This is a genomic window from Lutispora saccharofermentans (genome assembly GCF_024363565.1).
Taxonomy (GTDB): Bacteria; Bacillota; Clostridia; order Lutisporales; family Lutisporaceae; genus Lutispora; species Lutispora saccharofermentans.
The window spans coordinates 457,891-476,853 of record NZ_JAJEKE010000001.1; the positions used below are offsets into that span (position 1 = coordinate 457,891).

The 18,963-nt window shown below is 42.1% G+C and carries 16 protein-coding genes and 1 tRNA gene; 5 read left to right on the forward strand and 12 right to left on the reverse strand.

The window, feature by feature from the left end:
- Positions 1 to 85: 85 nt before the first annotated feature.
- The 7 genes from LJD61_RS02275 to LJD61_RS02305 form a co-directional block, all read right to left on the reverse strand.
- Positions 86 to 925 carry a DegV family protein gene (locus LJD61_RS02275; RefSeq protein WP_255225858.1) on the reverse strand — a complete coding sequence of 280 codons (840 nt, stop codon included), beginning with the start codon at positions 923 to 925 and terminating at the stop codon, positions 86 to 88.
- 14 nt (positions 926 to 939) lie between these two features.
- Positions 940 to 1,779, reverse strand: a complete 840-nt coding sequence (locus LJD61_RS02280; protein ID WP_255225859.1) for a DegV family protein — start codon at positions 1,777 to 1,779, stop codon at positions 940 to 942.
- Between the two features lie 24 nt (positions 1,780 to 1,803).
- Entirely contained in the window at positions 1,804 to 2,268 is a 465-nt protein-coding gene (gene trmL / locus LJD61_RS02285) for a tRNA (uridine(34)/cytosine(34)/5-carboxymethylaminomethyluridine(34)-2'-O)-methyltransferase TrmL (protein WP_255225860.1), read from the reverse strand.
- Between the two features lie 129 nt (positions 2,269 to 2,397).
- The gene (locus LJD61_RS02290) at positions 2,398 to 5,715 is read right to left on the reverse strand and encodes a 5'-nucleotidase C-terminal domain-containing protein (protein ID WP_255225861.1); all 3,318 of its coding nucleotides are present in this window, start codon (positions 5,713 to 5,715) and stop codon (positions 2,398 to 2,400) included.
- 123 nt (positions 5,716 to 5,838) lie between these two features.
- Positions 5,839 to 6,975: a DUF362 domain-containing protein gene (locus LJD61_RS02295; RefSeq protein ID WP_255226018.1), complete on the reverse strand. Its 1,137-nt coding sequence runs from the start codon at positions 6,973 to 6,975 to the stop codon at positions 5,839 to 5,841.
- A 24-nt stretch (positions 6,976 to 6,999) separates the two neighbouring features.
- A complete protein-coding gene (locus LJD61_RS02300; protein ID WP_255225862.1) occupies positions 7,000 to 7,836 on the reverse strand; it encodes a Cof-type HAD-IIB family hydrolase in 837 nt (278 codons plus the stop codon).
- A gap of 98 nt (positions 7,837 to 7,934) precedes the next feature.
- Positions 7,935 to 8,594 carry an HAD family hydrolase gene (locus LJD61_RS02305; RefSeq protein WP_255225863.1) on the reverse strand — a complete coding sequence of 220 codons (660 nt, stop codon included), beginning with the start codon at positions 8,592 to 8,594 and terminating at the stop codon, positions 7,935 to 7,937.
- A 307-nt stretch (positions 8,595 to 8,901) separates the two neighbouring features.
- Here LJD61_RS02305 and LJD61_RS02310 point away from each other — a divergent pair, with 307 nt between their 5' ends.
- The 5 genes from LJD61_RS02310 (at position 8,902) to LJD61_RS02330 (ending at position 13,549) form a co-directional block, all read left to right on the forward strand.
- Entirely contained in the window at positions 8,902 to 9,105 is a 204-nt protein-coding gene (locus tag LJD61_RS02310) for a helix-turn-helix transcriptional regulator (protein ID WP_255225864.1), read from the forward strand.
- Positions 9,102 to 9,530 carry a hypothetical protein gene (locus LJD61_RS02315; RefSeq protein ID WP_255225865.1) on the forward strand — a complete coding sequence of 143 codons (429 nt, stop codon included), beginning with the start codon at positions 9,102 to 9,104 and terminating at the stop codon, positions 9,528 to 9,530. Before LJD61_RS02310 ends, LJD61_RS02315 begins: the two co-directional genes overlap by 4 nt.
- 12 nt (positions 9,531 to 9,542) lie before the next feature.
- Positions 9,543 to 10,271, forward strand: a complete 729-nt coding sequence (locus tag LJD61_RS02320; protein WP_255225866.1) for a hybrid sensor histidine kinase/response regulator — start codon at positions 9,543 to 9,545, stop codon at positions 10,269 to 10,271.
- 108 nt (positions 10,272 to 10,379) lie between these two features.
- Entirely contained in the window at positions 10,380 to 11,057 is a 678-nt protein-coding gene (locus LJD61_RS02325) for an ABC transporter ATP-binding protein (protein ID WP_255225867.1), read from the forward strand.
- Positions 11,054 to 13,549, forward strand: coding sequence for an FtsX-like permease family protein (locus tag LJD61_RS02330; RefSeq protein WP_255225868.1), 2,496 nt, complete (start codon positions 11,054 to 11,056; stop codon positions 13,547 to 13,549). The genes LJD61_RS02325 and LJD61_RS02330 overlap by 4 nt, the downstream gene beginning before the upstream one ends.
- A 179-nt stretch (positions 13,550 to 13,728) precedes the next feature.
- On the opposite strand, the gene LJD61_RS02335 is transcribed toward LJD61_RS02330, so the two are convergent.
- The 5 genes from LJD61_RS02335 to LJD61_RS02355 all read right to left on the reverse strand — a co-directional run bounded on the left by LJD61_RS02335 (position 13,729) and on the right by LJD61_RS02355 (position 18,960).
- Positions 13,729 to 13,805: transfer RNA gene (locus tag LJD61_RS02335), tRNA-Leu, on the reverse strand.
- A 47-nt stretch (positions 13,806 to 13,852) separates the two neighbouring features.
- A complete protein-coding gene (locus LJD61_RS02340) occupies positions 13,853 to 16,087 on the reverse strand; it encodes a transglutaminase family protein (RefSeq protein WP_255225869.1) in 2,235 nt (744 codons plus the stop codon).
- Positions 16,080 to 17,267: a DUF58 domain-containing protein gene (locus LJD61_RS02345; protein WP_255225870.1), complete on the reverse strand. Its 1,188-nt coding sequence runs from the start codon at positions 17,265 to 17,267 to the stop codon at positions 16,080 to 16,082. The genes LJD61_RS02340 and LJD61_RS02345 overlap by 8 nt, the downstream gene beginning before the upstream one ends.
- Entirely contained in the window at positions 17,260 to 18,195 is a 936-nt protein-coding gene (locus tag LJD61_RS02350) for an AAA family ATPase (protein WP_255226019.1), read from the reverse strand. Before LJD61_RS02350 ends, LJD61_RS02345 begins: the two co-directional genes overlap by 8 nt.
- Positions 18,196 to 18,285: 90 nt before the next feature.
- Entirely contained in the window at positions 18,286 to 18,960 is a 675-nt protein-coding gene (locus tag LJD61_RS02355) for a DUF2225 domain-containing protein (RefSeq protein WP_255225871.1), read from the reverse strand.
- Between the last annotated feature and the right edge of the window lie 3 nt (positions 18,961 to 18,963).

The following is an 18,963-nucleotide window of genomic DNA, read 5'->3' on the forward strand; positions in this document are numbered from 1 at the left end:
TTCTTTATAGATATTCCCTATACTTATACTATATACAATTTGTCTAATCTATTCAAGCTTTATTTTTTTGTTTTCAAAAAAAGTTTTAAATATAATGGATAACCACAGTTCCCGGACCGCAATATACGCCTATAACACAGCCTATTTCAAACTCTTCCATTTCAAATTTGCCATAAGTTTCCTCGATGGCAGCTTCAAAGTCTCTTAAGTGCTCCAGGTTATCTGCATGGCCGAGCTTGACCTTCTGACCTTTTAAGTCGGCACCTTGCTCCTGCATTATTTCCACAATCCGCTTCAGCGCTTTCTTCATCCCTCTGGCCTTGTCAATTGCCACTATTTTTCCATCCTCAACAGTCAATATGGGCTTCAGATTTAATAAAGTTCCTATGGTCGCCTTGGTGGCAGAGAGCCTTCCGCCTTTTTTCAGATACTCAAGGGTATCGACCACAAATAATGTCTTCACATTATCTATCAGATAGTTTATTCTATCGATTATTTCCTCTTTTGTCCTGCCCTCCCCCGCCATCTCTGCAGCTTCAATCACCATTTGGCCGAAGCCATATGTATAGTTTCTTGTATCTATAACAGTTATCTTGTCCTCGCCGATCATTTCCCCGGCAATTACTGCAGAATTGTAAGTGCCGCTGGCATCTGAAGACAGATGTACGGATATTATATGGTCATAATCCTTTAGAAACAATTCATATTTTTCTTTAAAGCTGTTCGGGTTCACCTGTGATGTTGTTGGCAATTTTTCTGAATTTCTCATCCTCTCGAAAAAAGCGTTTGGAGCTATATCTACCCAATCCCTATATTCATCTCTATCGAAAAAAATGGTAAGGGGCAAAACCTCAATATCATATTTCTCCGCCATACCTTTTGGTAAATCGGATGTACTGTCGGTAATTATTTTAATCCTGCTCATACTCCACCTCTCCTCTATAATTCAAAATGTAGTGCCACACAACCGGGGCCGGCATGAGTTCCTACTACCGATCCCACCTCTCCTCTTATTATTTCTTTGGGCTTAAAGGACATATTTATTATTTCTTCAATATAATCAGCTTGTTCAGGGCATAAGGTATGATTTATGCCTATCACCTTCCCGTCTAATGTCCAACCGTTAGTTTTTATATTATCCATCATTATGGAAATGGCCTTTTTTATTCCTCTGGTTTTTTCCATCATCTCTAGTTTTCCATCGGCCATAGTTATTATAGGCTTAATATTCAAAATCGAACCAAGCACCGAAGCAGAAAGAGATATGCGGCCTCCTTTGTACAGGTACTTCAAGCTTCCTACAATAAAAAACTGTTTCGTCCTATCTTTGGCTTCTTCAATATCATCAACTATATCCTCTGCAGATTTGCCTTCATGTGCCAGTCGCGCTGCCTTGATGACCAGCAATCCTGCCCCCAAGGTCACCGCTCTTGAATCTATGACGAATATATTATGGCTTTCCAAATTATTTCTGGCAATAACCGCAGAGTTATATGTACCGCTCAATTCAGAAGAACCCAGAATTGCGACAACAGCATTACCCTTTCCCAATTCCTCCTTAAATACAGCTTCAAATTGCGGAGGATTTATCTGGGATGTTTTAGGCAGTTCCCCGGAAGACTCCAGTCTTTTAAAGAATTCATCTGCTGTAATATCTATACCATCCCTGAAGGATTCTTCCCCAAAATTTACTGTCAATGGCAATACTCTGATATTATATTCATCTGCAAATTTCTGAGGTACATCGCACATAGTATCTGTTAAAATAGTGACTGCCATGAATAACTCCTCCTACACTTTATGTTATATCATATTTGGAAATCCTATTTGCCTTAATGCTTCATAAGCTACTATAGCAACAGAATTCGAAAGGTTTAAGGATCTTGCTTCATCGATCATAGGAACCCTTATGCATTTATCCGGATTTTTTAAAAGCAAATCCTTGGGCAATCCTGCGGTTTCTTTGCCAAACAATATAAAGCAATCCTTTTCATATTTTAGATCAGTATATTTGTTTTTAGCTTTAGTAGTGGAAAGGAAAAACTTTCCTTCTCTATACGTATCGAAAAAAGCGTCTAAGTTATCATGGTATTTAATCTCAACCAAACTCCAATAGTCTAACCCGGCTCGTTTTAAATATTTATCTTCAACAGAAAAACCCAAAGGCTTTACCAGATGAAGCCTGCAGCCTGTTGCTGCACAGGTTCTTGCAATATTGCCGGTGTTTTGAGGTATTTCAGGCTCCACAAGCACTATATTTATCGACAAGCATAACATCTCCCTTGTAAGTCTATATATATAATACAAAATCGCCAGGCTTTCTACAAGAGAAAAAAAGGAAGGCGCTTATGCACCTCCCTTTATGCTTATTATGCAGCTTGCAATCCTATTATTCTCTTATGCTGCCAAATCAAAATCAAAAGGTATGATCATGCTGGCTTTCCCTGCTACATCTATTAGCCTGTCATCTTCTACAGGATTGATGACCTTCAATTCCTTTATCTCATCTACGACAACATCTCTTATCGGGATGTTTGTGTCAAAAGTATTCTTGCCTTCCATAAACATTACGTATTCATCTCCGCCAGTTGCCTGGAAGTCATTGGTTACAACCTTATAAACCTTATCATCCACAAGCGGGGTCCCATCCAGCAATGTAATTTCAACTATTCTCTCTCCCCTTGCCTTGGTCGAGTCATATTTAACCTTTAGCCCGGAGAATTGGCCTGATCTGAATGTCTTTTCATTGTTTAATATTATACCATGCTCTATAGCTTCTTTAACCTGCTTCCCTGTCAAATCAAAGGTAAACAGTGTATTATCAAAGGGCAGGAGCTCATACATAAGACCCATGGTAATATCTCCTTCAGGAATATCTCTTCTCAGTCCGCCGCCATTTTGAATCGCTATATCAGCCTTGGCAGCCTTTCTCATTACATCCGTTACAAAGTTTCCTACAGGAGATACCTGAGTTGCTGCAGTATCATGATTCAAAGTGGAAGATGCTTTTCCCAGAAGTACATTCTTGATCGGCGACAGCTCATTTCCGATGAATCTTAGATAGCCTTTCATTTGTTCATCCTCTGGGGCTTTGATTACATTGGCATCGACGAAGAATTCGCTCCTGGTGACCTTCTTGTCGGCATCCAGATATAGATCGATATGGGCAACGGATCTGCCATTATAATATGCCTGTACTACAGGTATACCGTTGATCTCGCCTTGGATCGTCTGATGAGAGTGACCCGTTATTATGGCGTCCACTCCATTGACTGCTTTTGCAAAATCAGCCGCTTCACCGGTGATTTCCTTTGTCTTGCTATCCTGCATTGCACCCAAGTGACTGAGCACTACAATGATGTCTGCACCGGCTTTTTTGACTTCCGGCACCAAAGCATTGACTGTTTCGGCGGGATCTTTAAAGATATATGGCTCTACCATTTCAGCCTTTGTCTTTGTCATTGTTTCAGGGGTTGCTATTCCGATTATGCCTACCTTTATACCGTTTCTCTCTACTATTGTGTATGGCTCTACAAAATCAGCAGCCTCTCCTGTTTTCTTATCAATTATATTTGCTGCAAGGAACGGGAACTTAGTCAATGATTTCCACTTGTTTATTGCTCCCATACCCCAATCAAACTCATGATTACCCATGGACATCGCATCAAAGCCTATATAGTTCATGATAGCCTGAACCGGCACTCCGTACATGAGATTGGAGTCTGCTGTTCCCTGATACATGTCTCCTGCGCTTAGAATTATTGTTCCCTCGGGATTGTCTGCTTTCTGTGCCTTTAAATAGCCTGCCAATCTTGCTGCTCCGGGGTTCTTTCCGCTTTCAACGATATTGCCGTGGAAGTCATTTACAGACAATAGTGAAATAACCTTAGTATTTGGAACCTTGCCCAGCTTTGTCAGATCATCAATATTGACGGACTTCACATTGAGGGTTCTTCCGTCAAAGGATACAGGTATCTGGATTTCGCCGGATTTTATTTGGTCATAGTACTCTTTGTACTTTTCCGTATCAAATTTGGTGCCTATTATCTTCCAATTATTATCTACAGTTGGAGTGACAGTGCCCTTTTTAACCTCTTGCACATACTTTAAAACAAGCGCTCTCATGGATTCCTGATTTCCCTCTTGCTCTTTTGTAGGATAGTATTTATCCGCGTCTGTTGCCAATTTAAGGCTCTTCAGGGTTCCGAAACGATAGTCATTCAAAGCTAATTTATATATGCTCTCATCATTTATAGGCTGGCCTTTATATGTAAGGTTGACTATACGGCTGCCTACAGGCTTTGATATGTCGATATCATAGTTGACCCCTGAGAACATATCATAGTTATAAGCTCTTATATCAGGATTAAAGCTTATTGTCAGATCTCCGTCCTTGTATTGGTTATAATAGCCTGCCGACCATTCCATGTATTCTTTTAAGTTCTTGCCGCTAATATTTAATCCCACTAATGTATTGTTGTCATACTTATATATTTTAGCTGCATCCTGCAATCTGAAGGGACCGGCTTTAACATTTGCATCCATGTCAAACAATGCAGCTGCAGAAATATCGGCCTTGGCATAATACATCTGAATTTCATTTATCAAATCTGTGATGGCATTATCTTCAAGCTGCGCTCTTGGAGCTGTTGTAATTTGGTCAGCACCTGTAAAATAATCTACACCCTTTACAAAATCAGCTGTGACTTTGCCAACCTCTTTTGCTGCTTCTTTTTTGGATGTCTCATCTACATAGCTGAACTTTTCCAGCATGCCCTTGTCAGCTTCCACATCTGCAGTCACATCTATATTTTTTGTCGTGACTTCTTTTACAATCCACTTGCCATCTTCTTTGGCCACATTTACATCAACTTTAGCCAAAGCTGCACCATTGCTTCCCGGTTCTATCAGCTTTACTCCGGATTTTGATTCAATATTATCAAATTTAGCATGGGCATGTCCGCAGAATATTGCGTCGAACTCCGGTACTGCCTCTGCAACCGGCAATGCGCCATCAGTCGCTCCTTTTTCAGGTGTGGAGCCTAAATGGAAGGTCCCGATCAAAACATCATATTTACCGTCTAATTCTTTTACTACTTTCTGAGCTTCTTCCACCGGATCAGTAAAGGTCATACCCTTAAAGCGATCCGGATTAGCGGACTCCCAGGTAGGGACATGAGGTGCGGTCATACCTACAACAGCAATCCTCACGCCGTCTTTTTCAAATAATTTATATGGTTCAAAAACACGAGTGCCGTCTTCCTTATAGATATTAGCAACCAGTACGCTTCCTTTGAAGGCTTCAGTGTTTTTATTTAAGAAGTCTAGATTGAAGTTGAATTCATGATTGCCGATAGTCCAAGCATCATAACCCATGTAATTTAATGCTTCGACCATAGGATGTACAGGTTGACTGTTGAATAGATCAGCTAAGTTGCCTTGAACAGCATCGCCGCAGTCAACTAAAAGAGTATTCGGATTTGCAGCCTTTTCTTGCTTTATCAAGGTGTAAATCTTGGCAAAGCCTGATTTAGCATCTTCTTTTCCGGCTGCATATTCCCACGGATAGATTCTTCCATGCAGATCGCTCGTTCCCAATATAGTAATTGTTTTAGCATCATTACCTTCTGCCGAAACAGCGCTCATTGGCAACATCATTGAAAGAACCATGAGGAATACAAGTAAAAAACTTATCCTTTTTAGTCCCTTTCTCATTTTCATACCTCCATCTAATTTTTTATGTATATAGTCAATTATAGAAATATATACATATCTATGTTAATTTTACCATACTCTTCCCCAAGTCTCAAACATGTTAATAAACAAAAAAAGACAGGCTTATCTGAATAACCTGTCATATATCCAATGCTTTTTTATATTTATCGCTTTTTTGGGGCAAAGCTCATGGCAGCAAAAGCATCTTATACATTTATCTAAATCTGCCACAGGTTTGCCGCTGTCCATATTGATGACCTTTGGCGGACAGCTTTCCTTGCAGATACCGCACGAAATGCAGATATCCGGATCAAACACCGGTTTGGGCCTTAAATTATTCAATGCCCATTTCTCAACAAAGCCCGGTATCCTTCCTCCGACAAAGTTTATATCCAGGGATTTCGGCTTTTTAAAAGGCTTGATATCTATCTCCAAAGGCTTCAGGCAAGTGTACTCTATATCATTATCATCACAGGAAAACAAGCCGCGATTTTTTGCTTCCGCAACCGTCGGCACCGTCTCGGGGTTTATGCTAATAATTCTCAGGGCACTAAAATCCAAAGCATAGGGACTCTCGGAAGCCATTATCACCCCTACATGCCTTTTGTCTCCGGCAGAAGGCCCGTCGCCCTCCATGCCGTCAATCCCGTCTATAACGGAAAACAACGGCTTTGCATATTCACATATATCTACAAGATGGGCTGCAAAATTTCCCACGTCATTCATTTTGAAATGGTAATCCGCTTTTATGATGCCGGGTATTATTCCAAAAAGATTTTTAACAGCTCCCGTATAGGTCATCATGGCGTGAGTCTTAAGCTTAGCGGCAGATACAATAAAATCCGCATCCTCAGCGACCTTGATCACCTGCATGTTTTTCAACATTCTCCCATATTCATTATGTACTTCCATTACGGATACATCATAATTCAGGCTGCAATTGGTCCTCTGGGCAACCTCAGCCATACCTGTAGCTTTATATATGCCTCTAAGCATCCATTCCGTATACGGCCCTCCGGGACTATCACCCAAAGTCACATTGCAGCCCAATCTCTGAAGATACCGTACAATGGCCTCCGCCACTGCAGGATGAGTAGTCACCGCATCATCGGGGTTGTTCTTCTTAAGCAAATTGACCTTCACCAATGCATTGCTTCCCGGTTTGATCTTATCCTTTAACCCTTCCAATGCATCAAGGGATCGGGCTACTGCCTTATCTACCTGATCATATTTATAGTCGCTGCATTTTACTATGCTCACTCGATCCAATTCATTATGCACCCCTTATAATACAAGCTTCTCTATCGCCTGTGCAACTCCATCTTCGTCATAACGGGCGGTTATATAGTCCGCCTTTTCCTTCAAAGCATCCACTGCATTGCCCATGGCTATGCCCATCCCGGCATATTCTATCATGCTTATATCATTTTCATTATCACCCATGGCTATTATTTCTTCTCTTTTTATGCCATATATCTCTCCTAAAATCCTTATGGCATTGCCTTTGTTTATGCCCTTATTCATAACCTCCAGATTATCCCTCAAGGATTGACTGACAGATACCTTCCCGGTGCTCAATATTCCTTGCCTTATCCCGGCAAGCCTTTCCTCATCGTCATCCACTACTACAGCCTTCAATATCTTGCCCTTTTCCTCCTCTACCGTCTTTTCCAGAGATTCTACTACCCTCACATTTATGCGGTCTTCTTCCCTCAAGCTTTGATTCCATTCAGTATATTTTTGTGAAATATTCACTACCTTCTCAGTATATACCGTATCCTGGGAGTAAAGGTGGCAATATAGGCCTTTGCTCTTGCACAGCTTTATCATCTCCAGGGCGACTTCATCTAATAGAATGCTTTGAAACATTATATTGTTGGTATAGTCTTCTCTTATTATTGCGCCGTTACTGGCGATTATCGGGGTGTTTATGCCAAGAAGCCTTGTATAAAACCTGGCTGAGGAATATATTCTTCCTGTGGCTACGACAAGATGAACTCCTCTTTTTGCCGCTTCAGCCAGAGCTTCTTTATTTCTTGGAGAAACCTCTTTCTGTTTGTTCAAAAGAGTATAATCCATATCCATTACTATCATTTTGTATCTGTTTTGTTCCGATGTCATTGCAATTCTCCTTCTCATCTCAGAAATAGTCATAATTTTATTCTATTATTACTTTGTTGATATTACAAGGAATATACTATGTGAGCTCATACCCGGACTTATGTTGAAAATATAAATCTTTCCAAAGAGTCCACGGTAGGGAAATAGTGGTCAGAATTTGCTTTCATGTAATCTTTTATTTCCGGAATCACATGAGACCATCCTGCTCCTGCGAATTCAATATTGCAGCTCCTTGCCATATCCAAGCCGGGCTTTGAATCGTCTACCACCAATATATCGCGATTTTCCAGGCTGAATCTCCTCATGATTTCCAGGATTGGATATGGGTTAGGCTTCCTCTGCTGTTCTTCCAGCTCCCAACCGAATATCAAATCCGGAGACAAGCCGCAGTTTAACATGTAATCCCTTATGATCTGCTCGCTTTCCGAATGGGAAACAACGCATATTATTCCTCCCGACTCTTTATATTTTTTTACCAAATCGGCAAAGCCGGGATAAAAGCCCGGCACCTTTGATTTTGTGTGCCTCTTCCAGATATCATATTGATATTGCTGCTCTTCCTCGCTGAATTTCAATATATCTTTGCATAGCCCGTAAAACCCCGGATTAAAGCAATAGTGAACAAACTCCTCAAGCTTTAAAGGCTTCATATCGGGTCTTAATATTCTTAAGGCTTCCACAAAGGACGGATAGTGAATATCCGGCGTGCTTTTGACTGCGGTATCATCATGATCCAAAATCAAACAACGGTATTTCAAATTAGCTCCTCCTGAATTATACAATTACAATACCATTTTACAACACATTTCATGCTCTTACAAATTCCATACACCAATCATGCTTTTCGTAAAAGCCAACCAGAAGCATTTGCCGAGGATATACCGAATACCGATTCCTCGGAGCTGTCGGAACTCAGTATTACTGCTGTCAAGTATTTAGGCATTATTTTCGTCTTTTATGACCTGCTTTTTTATTCAAACTTTATGGAAAGTAAACTTGACATAGAGAATTATTAATATTATACTAAAAATGTAAAGCAAACTTTCCGTTTCAAGGAGGCAGGTCATGAAAAATAGATTAGAAGAATTACGAAAACAAAATGGTATCAAACAAGAGGATTTGGCATCGGCGTTGGAAGTATCAAGGCAAACAATAGGCTCATTGGAAAACGGCAGGTACAATCCATCAATAATACTGGCTTTCAAAATCGCTCGGTTTTTCGGGCTGACCATTGAAGACATTTTTATTTATGAGGAGGAAGAAAAGTGAAAAAAGATATGTTATACAGTGGTTTAGGTTTTATTGCACTTGGTATAGTTTTTTTAATTCTTTATATCATAACGGACGGTGAAGGTATCACATCAAATTTTGCTGGCTTTGCAGGCGGTTTTGCAGGGCCGGGTGTGCTTATGGTTTACAAATACTTTCATTGGTCAAAGCCGGAAAACAAAGCCGCCTATGAGGAAAGATTAAGAAATGAAAAAATAAACGCAAAAGATGAAAGGAAAGTTATGCTTAGGAGAATATCAGGACACGTTATGTATACGATTACGATAATTATGTTGGCATTATCGGTCTTTGTACTTTCTTTATTCGGCGTTGACAAGTGGGTCCTATTGTTGATTGCAGTCCTTTTAATACTTGAAATCGCCGGAGGACAGATTGTATATCGGCATTATGATAAAAAATTATAGGAAGATAAAATCATGCAGCACATACGCAAGGAGGTGCTTGATATAAAAAAGATATTGATTATTGAAGATGACCTATCCTTAAGCAATGGGATAGTGCTTGCCTTAAAAAACAGCGAATTTGCCTTTGTCCAGGTACAGGATCTGCACTCCGCGCAGTCGGAGGCTGAAAACACAGTATTCGATTTGATTATTCTGGACATCAATCTGCCGGACGGAAATGCGCTGGATTTTCTGATCGGGGCCCTTGTGAAGGCTTCCCGGCTGGAAAGCGGGATCATCACGGTAAATCCGCAAAAAGGTAACCTGCAAACCCTGCTTGATGCTGTCACCGCTCAAATCAGGGCAAAAGCGGAGTCAAAAGAGATCGCCGTTGAAATGGAAGCGGTGGAGGGCATGGCCTATTTCGATCCCAAATGGACAGCCGAGGCAGTGTATAACGTCATTGACAATGCGGTGAAATACGCCCCCCGCCAAAGCGTAATTAAAATACATGCTATACCCTATGACTTGTTTTTCCGAATTGACATCACTGACGGAGGCATTGGCATCGCAGAGGAGGAGCAAAGCAAGATATTCACTCGTTTTTATCGTTCTCCGGCGGTCAGCAGTCAAGAGGGCGTGGGGATCGGCCTGTTTCTGGCAAGGGAAATTCTCTCAAACGGAGGCGGATATATCAAAGTTTCCTCAAAACCGAAGCAAGGCTCCACCTTTTCTATTTACCTTCCGACTGAAAGAAGATGATTCTTTCAAAGCTGTTAGATTCCGGAAAGATTGTGGAAAGATTGTTTTGTTATCCTGTCTGTATCATGGGAAACCGTGATACAAACTTTTCTTTTGGAGGAAACCATAATGACTATATTAAAAACAACGGAACTTAAAAAATATTACGGCAGTGGCGAAACGGCTGTCCATGCGCTGGATAGCGTGAATCTATCGGTGGAGAGCGGAGAATTTGTCGCTGTGGTCGGCACCTCCGGCAGTGGGAAATCCACTCTGCTCCATATGCTCGGCGGTCTCGACCGTCCCACCGGCGGTGCTGTTTTCGTGGATGGCAAAGAGATCTTTTCGCTGAAAGATGAAGAACTGACTATTTTCCGGCGCCGCAAGATCGGCTTTATATTCCAAAGCTATAATCTTGTGCCGGTGCTGAATGTATATGAGAATGTCGTCCTGCCCATCCAGCTCGATGGTAACGAGCCGGACGAAGGTTATGTGGCGCAGATTGTTCAGACACTGGGGCTGGAAAGCAAGCTGCAGAATCTGCCGAATCAGCTCTCCGGCGGTCAGCAGCAGCGGGTTGCCATCGCCAGGGCGCTGGCTTCCAAGCCGGCTATCGTCCTTGCCGACGAGCCCACCGGGAACCTGGACAGCAGAACCAGTCAGGACGTATTGGGGCTTTTGAAGGTGACTGGAGAAAAATTCAAGCAAACGATTGTCATGATCACTCATAACGAGGAGCTGGCCCAACTTGCCAATCGCATCGTCCGTATCGAGGACGGAAAAATCGTAGGCGGTGAGCAGGCATGATCAGAGTAAAAAATAAAAAAGCGATTCGCAGGCTGGCCGACAGCAGCTTTCGTGCCGCCAAAGCCCGCAATATCATCGCCGTTATTGCAATTGCTCTGACCGCGCTTTTATTCACCAGCCTTTTCACCATGGGTTTCGGTGCGGTGGAAAGCATGCAGCGTGCCGCCATGATCATGTCAGGCGGTGACGGGCATGTTTCTATCAAATATGTCACCGACGAAGAGTATAACGCCGTGAGCAGACATCCGCTGATCAAGGAAATAGCCTATTGCCGGATACTCAGCGACGATGTGGACAATGAAGCACTCATCAAGCGGCATACGGAATTTTGGTATTACGACGACATTGGGCTGAAATTTACATTTGCCGAGCCCACGGTTGGGCACAAGCCCCAGGCGGAAAACGAAGTGATTGCCGATACAAAAACGTTGGAATTGCTGGGCGTTCCGCTGGAAGTAGGTGCACCGCTCACCTTGGAACTCAACGTTCACGGAGAAAAGATAAGGCGTGATTTCGTGCTGGCCGGCTGGTGGGAAAGCGATCCGGGCTTCAATGTCGGGCAGATCTTTTCCTCCCGCGCTTATGTAGACGCCCACCTTGACGAGCTGCAAAACACCTACTATGAGGATTCTTCCCTCGCCGGCGCTATCAATGGATATATCAAGTTTGCAAACAGCTTGAACATTGAGCAGAATCTCGAAACTGTTTTGACGGAAAGCGGATTCTCCATGGATGGAAGTGCGCCCAATTACATGGCGACGGGCATCAATTGGGCATATATGTCCACAGGCATTAAGCTGGACTCGAGAACGGCAATTGCGCTTGCATGCTCCCTTTTGCTTTTTGTGTTCACAGGCTATTTAATCATCTATAATATCTTTCAGATATCAGTTTTACGGGATATACGTTTTTATGGTCTTTTGAAAACCATCGGCACCACAGGCCGGCAGCTTCGCACCATAATCCGGCGCCAGGCGCTTATGCTTTCGCTGATCGGTATCCCCCTCGGGCTTTTGGCTGGTTTCTTTGTTGGCAGGGCGTTGGTGCCGGCTCTGTTGGCACAATCCAGTTATGCAGGCAGCGCGGTATCTGTCTCGCCCAATCCGCTGATCTTTGCCGGAGCGGCCCTCTTTGCCTTTATTACTGTGCTCATCAGCACCTATAAGCCAGGGAAAATGGCGTCGAAGGTCTCCCCGGTTGAAGCGGTAAAATACACCGACAGCAATCTCGGTATCGGTAAAAAGCTGAAAAAACCCAAAGACGGCGGCAAGCCAGGGAAAATGGCGCTGGCCAATCTCGGCCGCAACAAAAAGCGCACCGTGCTGGTGATTCTAAGCCTCACCCTGAGTATTGTGCTGACCAACACGGTATTTACTCTCTCGCAGAGTGTGGATATAAACAAGGCGCTGGAGAAATTCAGCGATTCGGATTTTCTCATCGGCAACGCCGATCTTTTCAATTTCAAATACACCGGTGAGGACAGTGCGCTCAGTGAGAGCTTCATCGCCGCCGTCAGCGGGCAGGACGGCTTTGAAGAGGGAGGCCGCCTATACGGCTCCTGGGGCAGCTATACCAGCGAAACCTCCGGGCAGACGATGAATCAGGGCCCGGATGGTTCGTTCTCCACGGCCATATATGGCCTTGACGAATTTCCGTTTTCCCGCCTGCGGCTTGTAGACGGTGAGCTGGATACCGAAAATCTCGCCTCAGGGGATTATATCCTAGAGGGCGTACTTACGGATGATCATGAAAACGTAGACATAGGCGGCTTTAACCACAAGGTCGGCGATGTGATCACGCTCACCAGCGGCGATCATGTACGGGAAATGACCGTGCTGGGCCATGTGATTGCAAACGCGAGCACCAATACGGACGGAGGCTGGATGGGCTCCATCTTTTTCCTGCCAGGAGAGGTTTATAAGGACCTCACAGGCAATACCTGGGTCATGAGCTACGCCTTCAACGTGGCAGACGACAGGGAAACCGATATGGAGCGCTTTTTGAAACAATATACTGACAGTGTCGAACCCACCATGAACTACGAATCCAAGTTCACCGCCCTGGCGGGCCTTGAGGGCATGCAGAATACGGCCATTCTGGTCGGCGGTGCGTTGGCGCTGATTATCGGGCTGATCGGTGTGCTGAATTTTATCAACGCCGTTTTAACCAGCATCCTGACCCGCCGCAGGGAATTCGCCATGCTGCAAAGTGTCGGCATGACCCGCAGGCAGCTTGTGACAATGCTCTGCTGGGAAGGTAGCTGTTATGCGGCTATGACAGCGGCAAGCTCCATAGTGCTGAGTCTCGCTTGCTCTTTGCTCATTGTGCGCCCGATGTGCGGGCAGATCTGGTTTATGAGCTTCAACTTTGTTTTCTGGCCGCTTGCGATTCTTTTGCCGCTGTTGTTTGTCCTGGGCGTTTTAGTCCCTTATATCATGTACCATGCAACGGATAAACAGAGAATTGTAGAACGTCTGAGAATTGATGGATAATAAAAAAAGACGCACAGTATATGAATACTGCTGCGTCTTTTCAATATCCCAATCGATTTTACACGAAATCTTTGTTGGGAATACATTAGGGCGCATTTCCTTTTCCGCCCGTTCAACTCCCGAGCTATTCATTCGCCTATACAAAAAAAATCACTCCTGTGAGTGATTCGCTTTCATTATGGTGCGCGAGGCGGGAGTTGAACCCGCAAAACTACGAACCTGAATCGTATACGTATGCCAATTCCGTCACTCGCGCTAACGAAAATATTATATCACAGCAAATGCTAAAGCACAAATATTTTTTTATGGCTTGCCAAAATAAAAATTCCAAATATACTCCATGATGCTCATTTTTGCTTTAATATTCTTCCTCAGACGTTCTGCAAAACGCTTCAGTTCATTTGCTTCTTCATATTCTATAGTTTTCTCTCCGTATATTATGCCCTCAATAGTTGATATAATATATTCACAGCTATTCTTATCCAGATCAAAATAAGCAGATGCGCTGTTTATGAACTCTCTAAAAGTCTCGCTGTCACGTTTCTTCCTATTGGCTCGTTCCAGCATCCAGATCACTTGTTTTATATAGCCTTCGGCAAATTTTTTTGAATCTTTTAATTTTATAAATTTAAGCATATTGATTCTGATGATGCCGTAAAAAGTTCTTAATAAAACAAAAGCCAAAATTATACGAATAAATATTATTATGAACGTGCTCTTTTCATTACTCTTGATTTTTGAATCTTCACCGACATATATGTCTTCCTCCAGCAGTTCCTTTTCTCTGCCGGGCTTATTTACAGCATCTTGGGAAAAGGACGTGAGATCGTTTATATTGCTTTGAAAGGCGTCATCTGTTCCATCCTCTTCTAGTAGTTCCTCCGGCTTAACCTCCTCATAGGCAGGCGTTGGCTCAAAGGTTATCCAGCCATATTCCCCTAAATTAGCCTCTACCCAAGCATGGGCCTCGCTATCGAGCACATCATATGTTTTTGTGCCTTGTCCTTCAGGCTTTACCAGGAAACCCTCCACATATCTTGAAGGAATTCCAGCCAATCTGAGCATAACAGCCATTGAAGTGGCAAAGTAGGTGCAATATCCTTCTTTTTTCTCAAATAAAAAATAGTCAATAAAATCATTATCTTCAGGCACTTTTCCAGGTTTTAAAGTATAGGTATGATTTTTTCTCAGATAATCTGCAATCGCCTTTGCTTTATCATAATTAGTGTTCTTATCCCAGGTCAGTTCTTCCACCAGTTTTTTTACCCTGCTTGGGATACCCTGGGGCAGCTTTAGATACTGTTTCATCATTCCTTCATCTTCGTATGACGATTGGGATCTGAGCATTTTTTCCGACAAAAGCGGTATTTTACTCTTTATTTCATAGCTTGTGCCGCTGGAAATCAGTTCTCCTCCATAAAGCTCAAAATCTTGATTGACAAAAACCTTATCTCCATCATACCTGATCCCGGCAGGATACAGAGCACTAAAGAAGGTTGATGAAATCAGCCTTTCAGGCTTTATTTCTATTTTTACTTCCCTGTATTTTAATTTTGAAGGCAAGTCATCAGACTTATCGCTATCATATAGCTGAGATGCTTTTCTGGATTTGTTCCAGTTAAAGCCTGTATATTTATCATAAACACTGCCGCGAAGATATAAATTGCTTTTCAGATCGCTTTTTAAAGACAGCATGCACCTTCCGCTAAAGCTAATGGGGCCTCCTAACTTTTTCCCGTTATACACAGCATTGGATAGGTTGAATCTGAAACTGTAGCCATAGCTTTCTTCAGAGCTGTTTTTCCATTGCTCAACGAAAGGAAAATTCTGCATCATAAAATTATTGATGGTCGTTACCCTCAGAGGCCTGATATTTAAGGGCAGCATGAGCATGAAAAATATAGAAAACCCTATGAGCAGCAATGCACTTACTATCCAGCTGCTATAGAAGCTCAGAGATATGGGAACTCCTCTGCTGCTCCATTCCCCTCTCTTTTTCTCCCATAAGCTGTAGGAAAGCAATATAAGAGATGAAAAAAAGTAAATCATAAGATACAACTTGGCCTTTTCCACATATGTAAACCAGAAGAAGGAAAAAACAATAATACCGATAGCAGTGACTACCAGCTTATTTATTTTCGAAAAAACAAGTACCGACATCAGCCCGGCTGAAAAAACCAGTATGGTTATCAGCAGTTGAATGCTGTATTCCTCTAAATATGCAGCATATCCGGCGATGTAAGCAGGAAGCCACTGCAAGAAAAGAAGAGCCTCTCTCAGTATCTTGTCAAAGAGCTGGCCGTGATAATATTTCATATATACTGCTGCAGCTGCAGAAGCAAGAATGCTCCATCCGAAAATCTGAGGGAAACTGTATAGCAATGACGTTGCAACCACAAGGATGAGATCGTAAAGAAGCAAATCAATAAAGCCTATATCCATAGAGAAATAATCTCTTATGCCCATGGAGAGTGCAAGAATCATTATGAACAGTAAAAAAATCTTAAAAAAGCGGTCTATAAAAGCATGCCTACGCATATCTATCCCTCACAATTTTATCAGATTCTCCATGGATTTGAATGCCTATATAGCTTATTCCATTGGGCATTATCTTATCTGCCTCTTGTGTTTTTGTGCTCTCATCATTGATCTCAAACAAAATAAATTGGAATCCCTTATGCTTAAGCTGAATCGCCATTTCAATCAGATCGCTGTCAACGCTTGGTGTGATCACGATTATAGTAACTCCGTTATTCAATTTTTGTGCTTCTTTGTATATGAGTTGAACTATGCCCACCGTACCTTCAGCTTTAAGATTTGCCAGGGCATCCAAATAGGTTTCAAAAATCCCCGCTTCCCTATCCGACAGATTTATATATTCTTTACCCATGGCATAAAGATTAACGCCGATTCCTTTTGACATAGCAAAATTTATAAGGGAAGCGGCCCATTCGGCTGCTTTTTCCTCTATGTCATCACTATGGTCTCCAGAATAATTATCTCTGCACAAGTCTAAGAATAGATGCATATGGGTAGAAGCATTCATATCAAGATTCTTTAGATATAGCTCTCCTTTATGTGCGGATACCTTCCAGTGAATTTTTTTTAAGCTGTCACCATATTGATACTTTCTTATGTCCTTAACACTGGTAAAATCCTCAAAGGCGCTATTCTTCTTTGATATGGTTCCAAAAAGCTGATTGGCGGGTATGTCTATATTTTCAATGGGGTGGACTCTTGGATATACGGTCAAAGATATATCATTTGAGAATTGCTTTTTCCACGTAAATATTGAGAAGGGATCGCTATAGGTCACATCGACCAGGCCCAAATCATATACGCCCTTGTGCCGGCATGTAAAGCCTCTGACCAGCCTGGTTTTGCCTCCCGGCGCCAATGACCTTACATTGCATCGCTCCGGCTCTCCCGTCAGCTTTTCGGGCAAGCTCGTATCAATTTTCATATAAGGTATGGGAAACATTGAAGAATTATAGATTTCTACACTGTAGTCCATATCAACTCCTGCAGTAACTTTTACATCCGTCTTCCAGATAAGGCATTCCATACATCTGTATATTTTTTTACCTGAATAGTAGGATAGGATAATAAGAAATAAAACGAAGAAAAATATGCCGTAGAAAAAAGTTCCTCCGATCAAAAGGGCAGAAATGAACAAAACGCCCAGTATTATGAATGCTCCTATATTTACCTTATCCATTGCTTCTCACCACTGGCACTCTTATGGAATCCAATATGGACGAGACTACATCGCTGACTGTCTTTCCCTTCATCCTGGCTTCAGGCTTTAATATGATCCTATGATTCAGCACAGCTTGAGCCAATTCTTTTACATCATCGGGAAGCACATAGTCTCTGTTTCTTATAAAAGCAAGGCCTCGGGATGCATTGAATAAAGCTAGGCTGCCCCTTGGGCTGCAGCCCAGATATATATCGGGATGCTTTCTTGTTGCTTGAACTACTGAAATGATATAATCCTCCAGGGAATCCTCTACATGTATATCTTTTATAGCTTCCCTCAACTTGATCACTTCTTGGGCTGTAATTACCGTATCAATTTTCTCCGAAGGCTTTTCCTGAAATTTAAGTATGCTTTTTTCCTCTTCAAAATCCGGATAACCGATTTTTATACGCATGGCAAAGCGGTCCAGTTGAGCCTCCGGCAGGGGAAAGGTCCCTTCATATTCGATGGGGTTTTGAGTTGCCAGTACGACAAAGGGCTGAGGAAGCTTATACGTCATTCCGTCAACTGTTATCTGGCCTTCCTGCATTGCTTCCAATAAGCTTGACTGAGTCTTTGGGGAGCTGCGGTTTATTTCGTCAGCCAAAATAACATTTGCCACAATAGGGCCTTCTTTGAACTCAAAATTACCGGTTTTAGAATTATATACGGATATTCCGGTTATATCTGAGGGCAGCAAATCAGGAGTGAACTGTATCCTTTTGAAGCTGCATCCTAAAGACTTTGCTATGGCTTGTACCAAAGTCGTCTTCCCCACCCCGGGTACATCCTCAATCAATACATGTCCGCTGCTTAGTATAGCCACTACAATCTTTTCGATGGTGCCCCGCTTCCCGACAAAGGCCATACCTACATTATCAACTATTTTTAAGGCAGTGCTGTTCATATCTCTCAATGTATTCACCCCCATTATTTGTTATCCTTAATTTTAATTAGAATTTTCCAAATATTCAATGAAATTTCTGTGAAATCAATATTAAATTTTCTTCAATAAATCTCTGACCAAATGCCATTGTTCTCTGGCTAATTTCTCTATTCTAATATTAAAGTCACGTTCAGGATGGCTTACGACCTTGCTAAACCACTCTATTGCCTTATCATACATTTCCAGCCTCCTGGACAATTCCCCTATTAAATATATGACTGTAAGCTCGTCCATGTTATTTATAGGGAATTTCTCTTTTTCATAAGCCTCTGTATAAGAATCCAGAGCTATTTTCAGAAAGATTCTTTCGTTCGGATCATTTATGTATCTATACATCCAGGCGGTTTTTAAGGCTAATCCGCCTATATAGCTTTTTCTTCCGTCTATCAGATTTGCAGTATATAACGCTATCTTATAACTGTCCAGTGCGTCTGTATGGCTTCTAATTCCGCAAAAATTTCTGCCTATGCTCCTTCCTAAAAATGCATCTATCAAAATTTTTATATCTTTGCTTCCTAAATCATTAAAAGAATTTTCCGAAGAAGCATAACCGCAATTAGGACAAACAAATATATCATAATAAATAGGATTATGGTCTTTATAGTGCACACAAAAATCTTCATCTTTGTGTTCCATTTTTAAGACACTGGTTCTTACCTTAGTACTGGAAAAAGGTAGTGAACATACTGGGCATTCGACTTCTTTTGTGTAATAAATATTTTTCATCTT

What these genes read in the sequence shown, in the direction of transcription:
- LJD61_RS02350 (WP_255226019.1), bottom strand. Translation starts at nt 18,195, where the DNA reads ATGAACAGCACTGCCTTAAAAATAGTTGATAATGTAGGTATGGCCTTT.
- LJD61_RS02310 (WP_255225864.1), top strand. Translation starts at nt 8,902, where the DNA reads ATGAAAAATAGATTAGAAGAATTACGAAAACAAAATGGTATCAAACAA.
- LJD61_RS02280 (WP_255225859.1), bottom strand. Translation starts at nt 1,779, where the DNA reads ATGGCAGTCACTATTTTAACAGATACTATGTGCGATGTACCTCAGAAA.
- LJD61_RS02355 (WP_255225871.1), bottom strand. Translation starts at nt 18,960, where the DNA reads ATGAAAAATATTTATTACACAAAAGAAGTCGAATGCCCAGTATGTTCA.
- LJD61_RS02275 (WP_255225858.1), bottom strand. Translation starts at nt 925, where the DNA reads ATGAGCAGGATTAAAATAATTACCGACAGTACATCCGATTTACCAAAA.
- LJD61_RS02330 (WP_255225868.1), top strand. Translation starts at nt 11,054, where the DNA reads ATGATCAGAGTAAAAAATAAAAAAGCGATTCGCAGGCTGGCCGACAGC.
- LJD61_RS02300 (WP_255225862.1), bottom strand. Translation starts at nt 7,836, where the DNA reads ATGACATCGGAACAAAACAGATACAAAATGATAGTAATGGATATGGAT.
- LJD61_RS02325 (WP_255225867.1), top strand. Translation starts at nt 10,380, where the DNA reads ATGACTATATTAAAAACAACGGAACTTAAAAAATATTACGGCAGTGGC.
- LJD61_RS02320 (WP_255225866.1), top strand. Translation starts at nt 9,543, where the DNA reads ATGCAGCACATACGCAAGGAGGTGCTTGATATAAAAAAGATATTGATT.
- LJD61_RS02290 (WP_255225861.1), bottom strand. Translation starts at nt 5,715, where the DNA reads ATGAGAAAGGGACTAAAAAGGATAAGTTTTTTACTTGTATTCCTCATG.
- LJD61_RS02340 (WP_255225869.1), bottom strand. Translation starts at nt 16,087, where the DNA reads ATGCGTAGGCATGCTTTTATAGACCGCTTTTTTAAGATTTTTTTACTG.
- LJD61_RS02345 (WP_255225870.1), bottom strand. Translation starts at nt 17,267, where the DNA reads ATGGATAAGGTAAATATAGGAGCATTCATAATACTGGGCGTTTTGTTC.